This window comes from Serratia sp. S4 (assembly GCF_000347995.1).
GTDB classification, from domain to species: Bacteria; Pseudomonadota; Gammaproteobacteria; order Enterobacterales; family Enterobacteriaceae; genus Serratia; species Serratia quinivorans.
Genome location: NZ_KB661120.1, coordinates 3,542,158 through 3,558,239 on the forward strand (window position 1 = coordinate 3,542,158; position 16,082 = coordinate 3,558,239).

Annotated in this window: 13 protein-coding genes; 10 read left to right on the plus strand and 3 right to left on the minus strand. The window is 54.8% G+C overall.

The window, feature by feature from the left end; translation table 11 throughout:
• The first annotated feature begins 139 nt into the window (after positions 1-139).
• The 3 genes from SERS4_RS0117270 to SERS4_RS0117280 all read left to right on the plus strand — a co-directional run bounded on the left by SERS4_RS0117270 (position 140) and on the right by SERS4_RS0117280 (position 5,148).
• Positions 140-1,300 (plus strand): NapC/NirT family cytochrome c, encoded by a 1,161-nt coding sequence (locus tag SERS4_RS0117270; RefSeq protein ID WP_017893437.1) that lies wholly within the window; start codon positions 140-142, stop codon positions 1,298-1,300.
• Positions 1,301-1,312: 12 nt separating this feature from the next.
• Positions 1,313-3,793, plus strand: coding sequence for a trimethylamine-N-oxide reductase TorA (gene torA, locus SERS4_RS0117275; protein WP_017893438.1), 2,481 nt, complete (start codon positions 1,313-1,315; stop codon positions 3,791-3,793).
• Between the two features lie 176 nt (positions 3,794-3,969).
• Positions 3,970-5,148, plus strand: coding sequence for a sugar efflux transporter (locus SERS4_RS0117280; protein WP_026142455.1), 1,179 nt, complete (start codon positions 3,970-3,972; stop codon positions 5,146-5,148).
• 7 nt (positions 5,149-5,155) lie between these two features.
• On the opposite strand, the gene SERS4_RS0117285 is transcribed toward SERS4_RS0117280, so the two are convergent.
• On the minus strand, positions 5,156-5,410 hold the full coding sequence (locus SERS4_RS0117285) for a YkgJ family cysteine cluster protein (RefSeq protein WP_017893440.1): 255 nt from the start codon (positions 5,408-5,410) through the stop codon (positions 5,156-5,158).
• Positions 5,411-5,693: 283 nt separating this feature from the next.
• On the opposite strand from SERS4_RS0117285, the gene mtr reads away from it, so the two are divergent.
• Together mtr and yeiP are read left to right on the plus strand one after the other, a co-directional pair.
• Positions 5,694-6,938 (plus strand): tryptophan permease, encoded by a 1,245-nt coding sequence (mtr, locus tag SERS4_RS0117290; RefSeq protein WP_017893441.1) that lies wholly within the window; start codon positions 5,694-5,696, stop codon positions 6,936-6,938.
• Positions 6,939-7,065: 127 nt separating this feature from the next.
• Positions 7,066-7,638 (plus strand): elongation factor P-like protein YeiP, encoded by a 573-nt coding sequence (gene yeiP, locus SERS4_RS0117295; protein ID WP_012145953.1) that lies wholly within the window; start codon positions 7,066-7,068, stop codon positions 7,636-7,638.
• A 42-nt stretch (positions 7,639-7,680) separates the two neighbouring features.
• On the opposite strand, the gene uxuA is transcribed toward yeiP, so the two are convergent.
• Complete coding sequence (uxuA, locus tag SERS4_RS0117300; RefSeq protein ID WP_017893442.1) at positions 7,681-8,871, minus strand: mannonate dehydratase; 1,191 nt, start codon at positions 8,869-8,871, stop codon at positions 7,681-7,683.
• A 337-nt stretch (positions 8,872-9,208) separates the two neighbouring features.
• On the opposite strand from uxuA, the gene SERS4_RS0117305 reads away from it, so the two are divergent.
• Entirely contained in the window at positions 9,209-10,690 is a 1,482-nt protein-coding gene (locus SERS4_RS0117305; RefSeq protein WP_017893443.1) for a mannitol dehydrogenase family protein, read from the plus strand.
• Positions 10,691-10,768: 78 nt separating this feature from the next.
• Here SERS4_RS0117305 and SERS4_RS26510 read toward each other — a convergent pair whose 3' ends face one another.
• Entirely contained in the window at positions 10,769-11,077 is a 309-nt protein-coding gene (locus tag SERS4_RS26510; protein WP_017893444.1) for a type 1 fimbrial protein, read from the minus strand.
• A 296-nt stretch (positions 11,078-11,373) separates the two neighbouring features.
• On the opposite strand from SERS4_RS26510, the gene SERS4_RS0117315 reads away from it, so the two are divergent.
• The 4 genes from SERS4_RS0117315 to SERS4_RS0117330 all read left to right on the plus strand — a co-directional run bounded on the left by SERS4_RS0117315 (position 11,374) and on the right by SERS4_RS0117330 (position 16,015).
• Positions 11,374-12,348 (plus strand): GTP-binding protein, encoded by a 975-nt coding sequence (locus SERS4_RS0117315; protein WP_017893445.1) that lies wholly within the window; start codon positions 11,374-11,376, stop codon positions 12,346-12,348.
• 51 nt (positions 12,349-12,399) lie between these two features.
• Complete coding sequence (locus SERS4_RS0117320) at positions 12,400-13,104, plus strand: phosphatase PAP2 family protein (protein ID WP_017893446.1); 705 nt, start codon at positions 12,400-12,402, stop codon at positions 13,102-13,104.
• A 414-nt stretch (positions 13,105-13,518) separates the two neighbouring features.
• Positions 13,519-14,094, plus strand: coding sequence for a bifunctional murein DD-endopeptidase/murein LD-carboxypeptidase (mepS, locus tag SERS4_RS0117325; RefSeq protein WP_012145960.1), 576 nt, complete (start codon positions 13,519-13,521; stop codon positions 14,092-14,094).
• Between the two features lie 334 nt (positions 14,095-14,428).
• Positions 14,429-16,015: a cyclic di-GMP phosphodiesterase gene (locus tag SERS4_RS0117330; protein WP_017893448.1), complete on the plus strand. Its 1,587-nt coding sequence runs from the start codon at positions 14,429-14,431 to the stop codon at positions 16,013-16,015.
• Positions 16,016-16,082 lie beyond the last annotated feature (67 nt).

Here is a 16,082-nt window from a genome sequence, read left to right on the forward strand (position 1 = left end):
TTTTTCTGCTAAAAATAACCCTATAGTATTAGATGTCATTGCTAATGTTACCTATACTTCCTCAAGTATGTCGGCGCTCGGCCGGCACTTTTTTTGGCAAGGTTTTCCTTGGTATTTCATAATTATAAGTGGGTTCAATATGACCAATAAATTCACTGGCTTGATAAGAAAGCACCGCTGGGGATGGCTGTGGCTTTTGCTGTTGGGGATTATCCTCGGAGCAGCATTATTGGCGGGTACCGCCACGGTATTCCACAAAACCAGCGACACCGCCTTCTGTGTGTCCTGTCATACCATGCAACAACCGCTGGCCGAATATCAGGGCAGCATTCACTTCCAGAATACCAAGGGGATCCGCGCTGAATGCGCCGACTGCCACGTCCCACACGAACCGCTCGATTACCTGTGGACCAAGATCCGCGCGGTAAAAGATATTTATGGCGAGATGGTGGGCACTATCGATACGCCAGAAAAATATGAGGCGCATAAGCTGGCCATGGCTCGGTCGGTATGGAAAACGCTGAAAGAAAGCGATTCCGCCACCTGCCGTTCATGCCACAGCTTTGATGCCATGGATATCACCGCCCAACGGCCTGAAGCACGCATTCAGCATCCGGTGGCTATCAAGCAGGGCGAAACCTGTATTGATTGCCATAAAGGAGTCGCGCACATTCTGCCGGACATGAGCGGTGCCGCCCAGGCCGGTGCAGCCGAACTGGCGAAGGCCGCGGCTGAAACCTCACCTACCGCCACCACGCTGTACACCATTGCCACTGAACCTTTCTTCCTGAAACCGGGCGACAGCCACAACGCCGGTAACCTGATGCCATCCACCGAAGTTCAGGTGGTGAAACAGGAAGGCGACAAGGTGCTGGCCAACGTCACCGGCTGGCAGCAGGACGGCGTCAGTGAGGTGTTCTATGCCGCACAGGGCAAACGTATCCTTAGCGTGCTGCTGGGTGAAGACGCTCGCAAACTGCTGAAAACCGGCACCACCATGACCGATGCCGAAACCGGCCTGGTATGGCACCAGGTTTCCCTGCAGGTCTGGCTGCCGCGCAAACAACTGATCGACGATCAGCAAAAAATCTGGCGCTACACCGCAGATATGATGTCGGCCAACTGCACCGGCTGTCACGGCCTGACCGCCCTTGATCGCTTCAACGCCAACCAGTGGATCGGCGTTATTAAAGGCATGGCTCCACGCACCTCGCTGACGCAGGAACAACTGCGCGTTCTGACACAATACGTGCAGAAACACGCCAGTGACATGCAGCCAACCAAACCTGCCAAGCTTTAAGGGAGAAGCGAAATGAGCAAATATCAACAACAAGCGTTAAAAATGAGCCGCCGCCGCTTCCTGACCGGCGCTACCGCGCTGGCCGCCGCCCCATTGCTGGCAGGCCTGTGGCCCAAGTCAGCGCTGGCGCAGGCCATCAGCCAGGCGCTGCCGCAATTTGTGGTGCTGCGTCAGGCGCAAAAAGGCATTCTGACCGGCGCACACTGGGGCGCTTTTGAAGCCATAGTGCAGGACGGCAAAATGGTCGGCGTGCAGCCGGTCAAGGACGATCCTTACCCGAACGAACTGATCACCATGGCGCCCTACCAGGTACATGCCGAAAACCGCATCAAATATCCGATGGTGCGTAAAAGCTGGCTGGAAGGCGGCCCCGGCAGCCATACCGAGCTGCGCGGCCGCGACGAATGGGTGCGCGTCAGCTGGGACAAGGCGATTGAACTGGTTTGTGGCGAGATCACCCGTCTGCAAAAAGATCACGGCCCGCAGTCAATCTATGCCGGTTCCTATGGCTGGAAAAGCGTCGGCATGCTGCATAACAGCCGCACGCTGCTGCAACGCCTGATGAACCTGACCGGTGGCTTCCTCGGTTATGCCGGTGACTATTCCACCGGTGCCGCACAGGTGATCATGTCACACGTGGTCGGCTCCATGGAGGTTTACGAACAACAAACCGCCTGGCCGAACGTGATCGAAAACAGCCAACTGGTGGTATTGTGGGGCTGTAACCCTATGATCACGCTGAAAAACAGTTGGAACGTGCCGGACCACTACGGCCAGACCGGCTTTGAGGCGCTGAAGAAGAAAGGCACCCGCGTGATCAGCATCGACCCGGTGCATAACGACAGCGCCAAATTTATCGATGCCCAGTGGATCGCTCCACGCCCTTATACCGATGGCGCCATGTTGATCGGTATCGCTCACACGCTGCTGACAGAGAAACTGCATAACCCGGACTTCCTGAAAACCTACACCGCCGGCTTCGACAAGTTCCAGGCTTATCTGCTGGGCGAAACCGATGGCACACCGAAAACTGCCGAATGGGCCGCCGATGTTTGCGGCGTCGATGCCGACGTATTGCGCCAACTGGCACGCGACATGGCGAAAAATCGCACCATGATCATGGGCGGTTGGGGTATTCAACGTCAGCATCATGGCGAGCAGCAGCACTGGCTGTTGGTCACCGTGGCGGCGATGCTCGGCCAAATTGGCCTGCCGGGCGGGGGCTTCGGCTTCAGCTATCACTACTCTTCCGGCGGTAGCCCGACGGCGAAAGGCGGCATCATTTCCGGTATTTCTGCCGGTAATGCGCCGAAAAACTCACCGGCCCCGATCCCGGTGGCACGCATCGCCGAATGCTTGACCAACCCGGGCAAGACCATTAATTTCAACGGCACACAGGTCACCTACCCCGAAGTGAAAATGGTGTATGTGGCCGGTGGCAACACCTTCCACCAGCACCAGGACACCAACAATCTGGTCAAGGCCTGGCAACGGCCGGACACCATCGTGGTGAACGAACCTTACTGGACCGCCACCGCCAAACACGCCGATATCGTGCTGCCGGCCACCACCAGCTATGAACGTAACGATTTGGAAATGGGCGGCGACTACTCGCAACTGTATGTGTTCCCAATGCATCAGTGCGTGGAGCCGCAGCATGAATCGCGCAGCGATTTCGATATCTTCGCGGCCATGGCGGCCAAGTTGGGTGTGCAGGATGCCTTTACCGAAGGCAAAGATGAAACTCAGTGGCTCAAAGGCATGTACGACGACATGAAAACCCAGGCGCGCGCCGCCCGGGTGGCCCTGCCGCCGTTCGACATGTTCTGGGCATCCAACAACTATGTGCGTTTCCCGGTGCCCGAGGCCAATACCCAATGGGTACGTTTCGCCGACTATCGCGAAAATCCGCTGCTCAATCCGTTGGGTACGCCATCCGGTAAGATCGAGATCTACTCCGACGCCATTGCCAAAATGAAGTATCAGGATTGCCCGGGCATCCCGACCTGGATGCCACCGCATGAATGGTATCGTGGGCCGGAGGCGGTTAAATATCCGCTGTCGCTGAACACCGCGCACCCGATCAACCGTCTGCACTCACAGCTCGACAATACGCCGCTGCGTAAAAAGTATGCGGTAGCAGACCGGGAAGCGATTGTGATCCATCCGCAGGACGCCAAGTCACGCGGTATCGCCAGCGGGGACCTGGTGCGTGCCTTTAACGATCGCGGCCAGATCCTGGTCGGTGCAGTAGTCAGTGAAGACGTGCGCCCTGGCGTGGTACGGATCAGCGAAGGGGCCTGGTTCGATCCGGCCGATCCTTCTCAGCCGGGCTCGCTGTGCAAGAACGGCAACGTCAACTGTCTGACCTTCGACGTCGGCTCCTCCAGCCTGGCGCAGGGGAACTGTGGCCAGATGGCCCAGTTGCAGATCGAGAAATATCAGGGCGAAGTGCTGAAAAACACCGCGCACGACGTGCCGGCCGGCGCGTAACGGGTCATAGCGTAATACCAGGGGCGATGGTGACATCGCCCTTTTTTATGCCTTTATACCGGAAAAAACTTTACCATTAAAAGGAATGAAACCGGTTTCGGTTCATTTCTTTTTTTTACAAATAAATGGGCGTATTATGCGCCGGATCCCTCATTGATGGCTATTTGCTGACCTCTATGTCTACATCATCTGCGGCAACGCGACGCTCACCCGACCTCACTTCACTGGCTTTTTTAGTGGTGGCGTTTCTCACCGGTATTGCCGGGGCGCTACAGACCCCTACGTTGAGCCTGTTCCTGGCGACGGAAGTGAAGGTGCGCCCCTCGATGGTCGGGCTGTTTTTCACCGGTAGCGCGGTGATTGGCATTCTGGTCAGCCAGTTTCTCGCTCGCCGTTCGGATCAAAAAGGCGATCGCAAAACGCTGATTTTCCTCTGCTGCATGCTGGGTGCGCTGGGCTGCGTGCTGTTCGCCTGGAACCGCAATTATTACCTGTTACTGGCGGTCGGCGTGATGTTGACCAGCTTCGGTTCCACCGCTAACCCGCAGATGTTCGCCCTGGCGCGCGAACATGCCGATCGCACCGGTCGCGAAGCCGTCATGTTCAGTTCAATCCTGCGGGCGCAGGTTTCCCTCGCCTGGGTCATAGGGCCGCCCATCGCCTTTGCACTGGCCCTGGGGTTCGGTTTTAAAGTGATGTATCTGGCCGCCGCGGCGGCGTTCATTCTGTGTGGCGTGCTGGTGTGGAAAATGCTGCCCTCGATGCGCAAAACGCCGGTAGCCACCAGCACCACGCTGGAGGCGCCGCGACACAACCGTCGCGATACGCTGCTGCTGTTTATGGCCTGCACCTTTATGTGGACCGCCAACAGCATGTATCTGATCAATATGCCGCTGTATATGGTGCATGAGCTGCATCAGCCGGAAAGACTGGCCGGGATATTAATGGGTACGGCGGCCGGGCTGGAGATACCGACCATGCTGCTTGCCGGCATGGTGGCGAAACGCTTCGGCAAGCGCTTTTTAATGCGTTGGGCGGTGGTGGCGGGCCTGCTGTTTTACTTCGGTCTGCTGTTTATTACCGGCACCTGGCCACTGATCGCCCTGCAACTGCTTAACGCGGCGTTTATCGGCGTACTGGCGGGGATCGGTATGCTCTATTTTCAGGATTTGATGCCCGGGCAGGCCGGTGCCGCAACCACCCTGTTTACCAACACCACTCGCGTGGGCTGGATTTTTGCCGGTTCCATCGCTGGCGTAGTGGCGGAAGTCTGGAATTATCACGCGGTGTTTTATTCCGCACTGGCGATGGTCGTTGGCGCAGTGCTGTGCTTGTGGAAGCTTAAAGACGCGTAAAACCGGCTTAGGGGGCCGTATCCGCTTCCAGCTTGGCCAAATAAATTAGCGCGTCGTCACGGTGATCGTGGCACATTTCGCGGCTGGCCTGCAGGCTGCCACAGACTTTGGGCCGCAATGGCGAGTGAAACAGACCACAGCGTAGCTGCTCGCTCAGATGAATGCAGCGGGTATTGGCAGGCTTGCCATTGGGCATGCCGGGGATCGGGCTGGATATTGAAGGCGCAATACAACAGGCGCCACAGTCGGCACGGCAGTCCATCAGCGAGTCTCTCGGTGGGCTGGCAGAAGTGAAGCGCGACAATATCAGTAGCGCTCATCCGCCGCCAGCAGAATCCGGGTTTGCCCAACAATCTTTACATCGCGCCCTTATAACCGCTAAACGTTTGCATTCATGCCGGGCTAAAACACGCCTCAAATCGCCCTATTCACACCGATTAATGCATGAAACAAGCATCTTCACGGCTTTACATGCGCCGACCGCACCTGTACCATTGAGCTAGTACAAAAGAACTTGCGGCCGCTATGGCCACTCAGGAGCAAAAATGTCCGCGGACACCATCCAGAAGCTTTCCCGCCCTTCGGTCCTTGGCGGCGCGATGATCATTGCAGGCACCGCCGTCGGCGCCGGTATGTTCTCCATTCCTATTGTGACTTCTGGCGTGTGGTTCAGCGGCTCGGTCGCGCTGCTGATTTATACCTGGGCCTGTATGCTGATCTCTGGCCTGATGATCCTCGAAGCTGCACTGCATTACCCAAGCGGTGCCAGCTTCAATACCATCGTCAAGGATCTGCTGGGTAAAAGCTGGAACGCCATTAACGGCATTTCCATCGCCTTTGTGCTGTACATTCTGACCTATGCCTATATTTCCGCCGGTGGCTCAATTATCGCCCACACGCTGGAAGGCATCGTCGGCGTCGGGCAGACCACCGCCGGGCTGGTGTTTGCCATCGTGGTGGCGTTTATCGTCTGGTTGTCCACCCGTGCGGTCGATCGTCTGAGCACCATTTTGATCGGCGGTATGGTGATCACCTTTGTGATGTCGGTGGGCGATATGTTCACTCATGTGCAACCGGCAGTGCTGTTCAACCGGGGCGACAGCCAGGCCAGCTATCTGCCTTACGCCCTGGCGGCGCTGCCTTATCTGCTGACCTCGTTCGGCTATCACGGCAATGTGCCGGGACTGGTGAAGTATTATCACAAGGATAGCGGTGCCGTAGTGCGCAGCCTGGTGTACGGCACGCTGCTGGCGCTGGCGATCTATATCCTGTGGCAGTATGTGATTCAGGGCAATATCGCCCGCGATGCCTTCCGCCAGGTGATTGCCGAAGGCGGCAATATCGGCAGCCTGCTGAAACAAATGGGCAACGTTTCCAGCAGCCAGACCGTTGGCCAACTGCTGAACGCCTTCTCATATATGGCACTGGCCAGTTCGTTCCTCGGGGTCTCGCTGGGCCTGTTTGATTATTTGGCTGACTTCTTCAAATTCAGTGATGACACCACCGGGCGCAGTAAAACCGCGTTGGTGACCTTTGCACCACCGACCATAGCCGCCCTGCTGTTCCCGAACGGCTTCCTGTACGCCATCGGCTTCGCCGGGCTGGCGGCCACCGTTTGGGCGGTGATCGTACCGGCCATGATGGCACGCGCCAGTCGTCGTCGCTTTGCCCAGGCGCAATATCGCGCTCCCGGTGGCCGGGGGATGATCCTGTTTATCATTCTGTTCGGGGTGATCAACGCCGTCGCACACGTGCTGGCATTGCTGGGTCTGTTGCCGGTCTTCAAGTAATACGCAGGGGATGGCGCTCGCCATCCCTTTTTCCGCCACTGTTTTTGCTTGATCTGCTTGCCTGAAATCATCGGCGCGAGTAACTTGTCGCAACTTCCCAAAAACTCTTTATTGCAGGTTATTTTATATGGCAAAGGCTAACGAAATTAAGCGTGGCATGGCGATCAGCTACAACGGCAAACTGCTGCTGGTGAGAGACATTGATGTACAAAGCCCAAGCGCACGCGGTGCCAGCACCCTATACAAAATGCGTTTCTCTGACGTCCGCACCGGGCTGAAGGTAGAAGAGCGTTTCAAGGGCGACGATATTCTGGACACCATTAGCCTGTCCCGCCGTAAGGTGAACTTCTCTTACATCGACGGCGAAGAATACGTGTTTATGGATGACGAGGATTACACCCCTTACATCTTCAAGAAGGACCAGATCGAAGACGAACTGCTGTTCATTCCTGAAGCCGGCCTGCCAGGCATGCAGGTACTGACGCTGGAAGGCCAGGTGCTGGCGCTGGAATTGCCACAAACCGTGGATATGGAAATTGTCGACACTGCGCCGGGCATCAAAGGTGCCTCCGCCAGTGCCCGCAACAAGCCGGCTACCATGGCGACCGGCCTGACCATTCAGGTGCCGGAATACCTCAGCGCCGGTGACAAAATCCGCATTCATATTGCCGAACGCCGCTATATGAGCCGCGCCGACTAGTTGAAACTCAGGGGCCGATTATGGCCCCTGTTGATTTTAACGCTACGGCAATTCAGGGAAGAAACGGCGTTTGAGCGCCAGCTCGACACCGCGCAGTTCCGCCAACCCCTTCAAACGACCAATTGCCGAATAACCCGGGTTGGTTTTTTTCTTCAAGTCATCCAGCATCTGATGCCCATGATCGGGACGCATTGGTATCGGCCGGGTATCACCCGCCTGATGACGGCGCTGCTCCTCGCTGAGGATCGCCTCAATCACCGCCACCATGTCGACGTCGCCTTGCAGGTGTGCGCCCTCATGGAAACTTTTTGGGTTATCTTCACGGCAGGTTGCGCGCAGATGGGTGAAATGGATGCGATCGCCGAAGGTTTCAATCATCCGCACCAGATCGTTATCCTCACGTACCCCATAGGAGCCGGTACACATGGTGAAACCGTTATGCAGGCTGTCGACCGTCTGCTTGAACCACTGCATATCCTCGATGGTCGAGACAATGCGTGGCAGGCCCAGGATCGGCCGGGGTGGATCGTCCGGGTGTACCGCCAGCCGCACGCCGACCTCTTCCGCTACCGGCACAATGGCGCGCAGGAACACCGCCATATTCTCACGCAGCTGCGCCTTGTCGATGGCGTCGTACTCGGCCAGACGGGCGCGGAACTGATCGAGCGTATATCCCTCTTCAGCCCCCGGCAGCCCGGCGATGATATTACCGGTCAATTTGGCGATATCCGCCTCGCTCATGGCAGCAAAGCGCGCGGCGGCCTGCTGTTGCTCTTCCTGCGTGTAATCCTGCTCTGCCCCTGTACGTTGCAAAATATGCAAATCAAAGGCCGCAAAGGCGATTTGATCAAAACGTAACGCCTTTGACCCGTCGGGCAGCAAATACTCCAGGTCGGTACGCGTCCAGTCGAGGATCGGCATAAAGTTGTAGCACACGGTGTCGATACCGCAGGCCGCCAGGTTACGCAACGATTGCTGGTAATGGGCGATGTGCTGCTGGTAGTTACCGCTGTGGGTTTTGATCTCTTCATGTACCGGAATGCTTTCCACCACCGACCACACCAACCCTTTCTCCGCCAACAACGCCTGACGAGCCTCGATCTCTTCGATCGGCCACACCTCGCCATTCGGGATATGGTGCAAGGCGGTGACTACGCCAGTGGCACCGGCCTGGCGCACATCGTCAAGAGAGACAGGATCGTTCGGCCCATACCAACGCCATGTTTGTTCCATTATTTATCCTTGTAAAAATCGCCCAGTATTGTGGTTGTGCTCAAGATTGCACCGCCTCGACAATCTTGTTATACCAAATTTAAATAGATATCGGTTATCTTTCACCTTACTCTTTCGCACCTGACTGTCAAAAGCGAAACCCTGATTGGTTGATCCACTTCACGGTTCTGGCTTATTTTGGGTTTGGCAATGTTATTAGCCCCCTTCCAGCCTTACACTGGCGGCAGAGAACTGATGCGAAAAAGGTAAGCGCCGTGCCGTTTTCCATTCGCAAAACTGGTCTGATAACTTTTTAAAAGTTCCCGGCCAGCACCTTTTACCCAGCTTGGAGCCATGCATGAAGACTATCGCCAACTCACCGCTTCCCGACGCCGTCCAGCAACCGCGCTATGACCGCAGCACATTACAAAGCCGCATGGTGCACATTGGATTCGGGGCGTTTCACCGCGCCCATCAGGCACTGCTGACCGACCGGGTATTGAACCGCCAGGGGGGAGACTGGGGAATTTGTGAGATCAGCCTGTTCGGTGGCGACATTCTGTTCCAGACGCTGCGTCAGCAAGACCATCTTTATTGCGTGCTGGAAAAAGGCGCTGAGGGGGATCAGGCGATAGTGATCGGGGCAGTGCATGAAAGCGTACACCGCAAACTGGAAGGGATCGGTGCGGTGCTGGAGAAACTGGCGGAACCGCAGGTCGCCATCGTCTCAATGACCATCACCGAAAAAGGCTACTGCATCGAACCCGGTAGCGGGAAATTGGATCTGCAACACCAGGGGATCCGCGCCGATCTTGCCAACCCCGCGCAACCCATTACGGTACCCGGCATTCTGGTCGAAGCCCTGCGCCTGCGCCTGGAACGCGGTCTGCCCGCCTTTACCCTGCTCTCTTGCGATAATATTCCCGAAAACGGCCATGTACTGCGCAACGCCATCATCGGCCTGGCGCAGGCGCGTGACGGCGCCCTGGCAGATTGGATTGCCCAGAAGGTCAGTTTCCCCAGTACTATGGTCGACCGCATTGTTCCAGCCGCCACCCCGGAAACGCTCGATGAAGTGGCTACCGCACTGGGCGGCGTACGTGATGAATGCGCCATCGCCTGCGAGCCCTTTATCCAATGGGTGGTGGAAGATAATTTTGTCGCAGGCCGTCCGGCCTGGGAACTGGCCGGTGCGCAGCTGGTAAATGACGTACTGCCTTTTGAACAAATGAAGCTGCGTATGCTGAACGGCAGTCATTCCTTCCTGGCCTACCTGGGTTATCTGGGGGGTTATCAGTATATAAACGACTGTATGGCCGACGAGTCTTATCGCCAAGCGGCACACCACTTGATGCTGGCCGAGCAGGCACCGACGCTCAGCGTCAGCGGTATCGATCTGGCCGCCTATGCCGCGCAGTTGATTGAACGCTACAGCAATCCGGCGCTGCAACATCGCACCTGGCAAATCGCCATGGATGGCACACAAAAATTGCCACAGCGGATGCTGGATTCGGTTCGTTGGCATCTGCAGCATGGCGGCAACTATGCCGGTTTGGCGCTGGGCGTGGCAGCCTGGATGCGTTATGTCGGCGGCGTGGATGATGCCGGTCAGCCGATTGATATCCGCGATCCGCTGCTGACAACGCTGCAACAGACGGTGGCCGCAACGCCGGACGATGAACAACGCGTAAAAGCCCTGTTGGCGTTGAAAGCCGTTTTTGGTGAACAACTGCCGGCAAATGAGGCGTTTGTGGCGGCGGTGACCCGCGCCTATATTTCCCTGCGCGATCGCGGGGCGCGGCAAACGGTGCAAAATTGGGTGTCGACTCAACTGGCTTGATACCCGGTTAAACCAGACCCTGACTTGAAAGGCTAAGAGGAAAATGGCCATGCCGGATGTCCGGCATGGCCGAACGACTTAACGATAAACTACCGTCATTACTGCAAGTTTTTTCTGCTGATCTACCCACTTCATCTCGGTCGAACCTAAATTCAGTGGCAATTCTTTGCGTGTAGCATCAAATTTTGACAGCGTCTGTTGGTCTTGATAGTGCCGCCCATTACGATAACATTGTGTATTGGCCGTTGAATCAGCGATGTTCACCGTGCAGGGGCTTTCCACAATAGAGCCAACAAAACGAATTACCCCGCCAGTGGTTCCTGCATAGCTTGCTGCCGTCCATGAAAACAACATTCCTGCGATCAAAAATAACCGGAAGACATTCATGGCAACCTCATTTTTTGTTAAGCCAATTTAACCATAGAGGATTTTCCTAAGAATAATCGCAAGGTCAGGGGAATTATTTGGCGGCTAATCTGGCAATTAACAAAGAAAAAACAAGCTACTAACAATTAGTGTCCATGGCTAATTCGTGGTTTTTGCTAAGAATTTTCCGATAACTTATCGTGGATTTAAGCGGTTAAATATCGCATCTTAACCTGCCAAATTTGTGAGCTGGCGCAGGTTGGAATGGCGCTGCTTAATTGTCGTTCAATAAATATTATTAACATCAGGAATAATTTATGACTAAAACTAACCTGATCACCGGTTTCCTCGGCAGCGGTAAGACCACCACCATTCGTCACTTACTGGCTAACAAACCGGAACATGAGCGTTGGGCAGTGCTGGTAAACGAGTTTGGTGAAATTGGTATTGATGGCGCATTGCTGGCAGACAGCGGTGCGGTGTTAAAGGAGATCCCTGGCGGTTGCATGTGTTGTGTGAACGGCTTGCCGATGCAGGTCGGGCTGAATATGCTGCTGCAACAGAGTAAACCCGACCGACTGTTGATCGAACCCACCGGACTGGGCCACCCGAAACAGATCCTGTCGTTGCTGACGCAGGACAGCTATGCCGGCTGGATCGATCTACAGGCCACCCTGTGCCTGTTGGACGCACGCCAGCTCAGCGAACCGCGCTATGTAGAAAACGAAAACTTCCGCGATCAACTGGCGGCAGCCGACGTTATTCTGGCCAGCAAAAGCGACACCTATCAGCCGCAGGATCTGCTGGCCCTGCAGCAATGGGCGCAGCAGGACTCCCTGCAGCGGCCGCTTTATCACATTCAACAGGGCCAGGCGGATGTCACCTTGCTGGACCTGCCTCGCACGAATCGCACAGCATTACCGAATGCACAGCAGCATCATAGCCACGGTAAAACACCGGGTCTGGCCGCATTGCGATTGCCGGAAACCTCACGCTGGCGGCGCGCGCTCAATCAAGGGCAGGGATTTACCAGCTGTGGCTGGATCTTTGACGCCGACACGGTGTTCGATACCGTTGGTATTATGGAATGGATACGGCTGGCACCGGTTGAACGCGCCAAAGGCGTAGTACGCATTGCTGAAGGCACGCTGTTGATCAACCGCCAGGGACAAGATCTCAACATCGAAACGCGCCCTGTCGCACCACTGGACAGCCGAATTGAACTGATTCACAGCGGGAATGCGGATTGGAACGCGCTGCAATCCAAGCTGTTTAACATTCGTTTAAGTTGAGAACTTTACCGTTAGCCTCTTTTTATTTTTAGACTTAAAACAGGTTATGCCATGACTCGCCGCAATTTACCCTTCATCATTTTCTTCAATTTACTGGGCATTGCGCTGTTTCTGTCCTGGTACCTGCCGGTTAACCATGGCTATTGGTTTACTCTGGACTCATCGATTTTCTTCTTTTTTAATCGTCATCTGGCGACTGACCCCGGGTTTCTGCATCTGGTGGCCATCACCAATAACCGTGCATTTGACGTGATTTCACTGGTTGCCATGGGGCTGCTGTACCTGTGCTTTTATCTGCAACAGGATGCCGCTGGCCGCCGTCGTTTGCTGGTAACCGGCGTTATCATGCTGCTGACCGGCGTAGTGCTGAACCAGCTTGGGCACCTGCTTCCGGTCAAGCACCCCAGCCCGTCGCTGAGCTTTGAGAATGTTAACCGCGTCAGTGAACTGACCGGCATTCCGACCAAAGACGCCTCCAGCGACAGTTTCCCTGGCGACCATGGCATGATGCTGATGATTTTCTCCTGTTTTATGCTGCGCTACTTTAACCGCCGCGCGTTTGCCGTCGCGCTGCTGATTACGGTGGTGTTTTCATTGCCGCGGGTGATGATTGGTGCCCACTGGTTTACGGATATCGCCGTAGGTTCGCTGTCGGTGGTACTGGTGGGTGCCAGTTGGTGCCTGATGACTCCACTCAGCGATAGGCTGATCCTGCGCCTGAACCGTATGCTGCCCGGCAAGCACCGACCAGCGTAGTTATAACCCACAGTTATGACCTGCAGGAGGCCGTTGGCCTCCTGATAATTTCCTCGCCGCTTGCCGTTTATTTCCACATCACCGCGTTAACGCTTCTGTCACCTCATTTCACGCAAAACCAACACAACGGACCATCAGCGTTTTTTATATGAAGATTTACATTATGTTACATCACAAATTCATATATAAAAGGGTGGAAAAAGGCTCGCAATCACCAATCCGTTACGGTAATCTCGGATGCGTTTGTGCCTGGTTTAACTCGACTCAGCATCAAATCCTCTAAAAATGTGCGTTCCAGCACATTTTCAGCGGTATCTGATTGTCGATAAAGCAGGTGCAGATTAGTCTCGTTCCGTTTGGCATTTTTCAGGTAGCGACTGACGTCGTTAAGGACTTCAAGGGAAAACAATAACAATGGTCAAATCTCAACCGTTTCTGAGATATTTTTTGCGGGTAGTACCTGCAATTGCCGCAGCGGTAATGCTCTCCGCATGTAGCACGACTCACACTTCGAACTTGAATAACGCACAAACTGAGATGCGTGCAGTTAATGACAAAGATGGTCTTTTACTGCAAGCCTCTCAGGATGAATTCGAAGCAATGGTCCGTAACGTTGACGTTAAGTCAAAAATTATGGATCAGTATGCAGACTGGAAAGGCGTTCGCTACCGTTTAGGCGGTGAAACCAAGCGCGGCATCGATTGCTCGGCGTTTGTACAGCGCACCTTCCGTGAACAGTTTGGCATGGACTTACCTCGTTCAACCTATGAACAGGAAGACATGGGCAAGAAAATCTTGCGTACCAAACTGCGTCCTGGCGATCTGGTGCTGTTCCGCGCCGGCTCTACCGGACGCCACGTCGGCATCTATTTAGGTAACGATCAATTCGTTCATGCCTCTACCAGCAGCGGCGTGATGATTTCGAAACTGAGCGATAACTACTGGAATAAACGTTATCGCGAAGCCCGCCGGGTGCTAACCAGCAGCTGACGGCGCAACCTTGATTGTCCTGAAGACCAAACGAGCGATAGAACGCTGCCTCCGGGCAGCGTTTTTTTTGCGCCACCGCCCTCCCCCATTATAAATTCGCGGTATTTTCAACATTGCCACTTTATATTTCACAAAATTATTGGAGTGAACTACGCCGACGATGAAAAACTCACCTATTATCGTCAAATGGGAAAACAGCGATAATGCCGCATTTAAACTATTATCAGCCATTAGATAAACGATGAATAATGACGACAACACCGTCATTGCGATATATTAGCCAGTCACTCTATAACAAAAACAAATTGATACGCCGGGTTCAGGGGGCAGGTTTATGGGCTTGAAAAGGGCATTTGCACGCCACGTCTCGCACAGACGACGTAGCCTGGCTAAAAGCGGCATCGTGGCCCTGGTATTTTTTATTCTGTTTATGGCAATTACACTTTCCTTGATTAGCCACCAGCGCACGCAATATCAACGCGCAGTAGAGCAACGGACGCAGAAACTCACCCTCGAGACCTTTAATAGTCTGACGGCAATCATGCAACAGTTGATGCCGTTGACCGAACGCTCCTGCGCAACCAGTCAGCCGGAAATTACCTATCAGGCGGCATTTCACTCCGGCGTACGCACCTTTATGCTGGTAAAAAACGGCTTTGCCTATTGCTCTTCCGCTACCGGCAACATGATGCTGGCGTTAAAAAACATCTACCCGGAAATTAATCAACAGCAGCGGCTGGATCTCAAACTGCAGCAGGGCACCCCACTGGTGCCGGGAAAACCGGCGGTTGCCGTTTGGTTGCGTCAGCAAGGCAAAGAAGACACCGGCATACTGGCCACCCTGGATATTGGCCTGATGCCCCAACAGATGTTCAGCTCCAATACCGATCAGACCCAGGGAGTTGCCATTATTCTGGGCGATCGCGCCCTGACCAGTTTTAGTCCAAATCTGATGCCGGTCAACCAGTTGCCGGACGAAAAGGCCGACCGCATTTCCATCGCCGGCACCCCGATGATCATTATGTTTTATAACCAAAAACTGACGCCCAACGATATCCGCCTGACTCTGCTGGGTAGTCTGGTGCTGTCCTTAATGATCGGCGTGCTGTGCTACTACATGCTTTTGCTGCGCCAAAGCCCGGAGCGCGCACTGATGCGCGGCATCAAACGCAACGAATTCTTTATCGAGTATCAACCGGTATTTCATACCAAAAGCGGCACCATCGGTGGATTGGAAGCGCTGATCCGCTGGCAGCACCCGATCGAAGGACGTATTCCGCCGGACCTGTTTATTCCCTACGCCGAAAGTGAAGGGCTGATAGTGCCGCTGACACGTCACCTGTTCCGCCTGATTGCCGAAGATGCCCCCAGGCTGGCGACGGCGCTGCCGCAGGGTGCAAAACTTGGCCTGAACATCTCCCCTTCTCATCTCAGTGCGCCCTCCTTCCACCACGACGTGTACGAACTGCTGGCGCAATTGCCGGGCGATTACTTTACGCTGGTGTTTGAAATTACCGAACGCGGCATGGTGGAGGAAGGCAACGCGCTGACGGAGTTCGACTGGTTGCATAAACAAGGCATTGAAATTGCCATCGATGACTTCGGTACCGGCCACAGCGCACTGATCTATCTGGAACGCTTTAGCATGGACTATCTGAAAATCGACCGCGGTTTCGTCAACTCCATCGGCCGGGATACGGTCACCGCCCCGGTACTGGACGCGGTCATTTCACTGGCCAAGAAGCTGAAAATGCAAACCGTGGCGGAGGGCGTAGAAACCGCAGAACAGGTGAGCTTCCTGCAGGAACAGGACGTTAATTTTATGCAGGGGTACTATTACAGCAAACCGTTGAGCATCGACAATTTTGTCGCCTTCTGCAACGCCCATACGGTCATGGACCATCAGGCGCTAACGGACTGAATCTTTTAACTTCTTTACTCTGCGGTGCGGCAGTAAATGTTATGCTGACCCAGATTTAATCGACTTA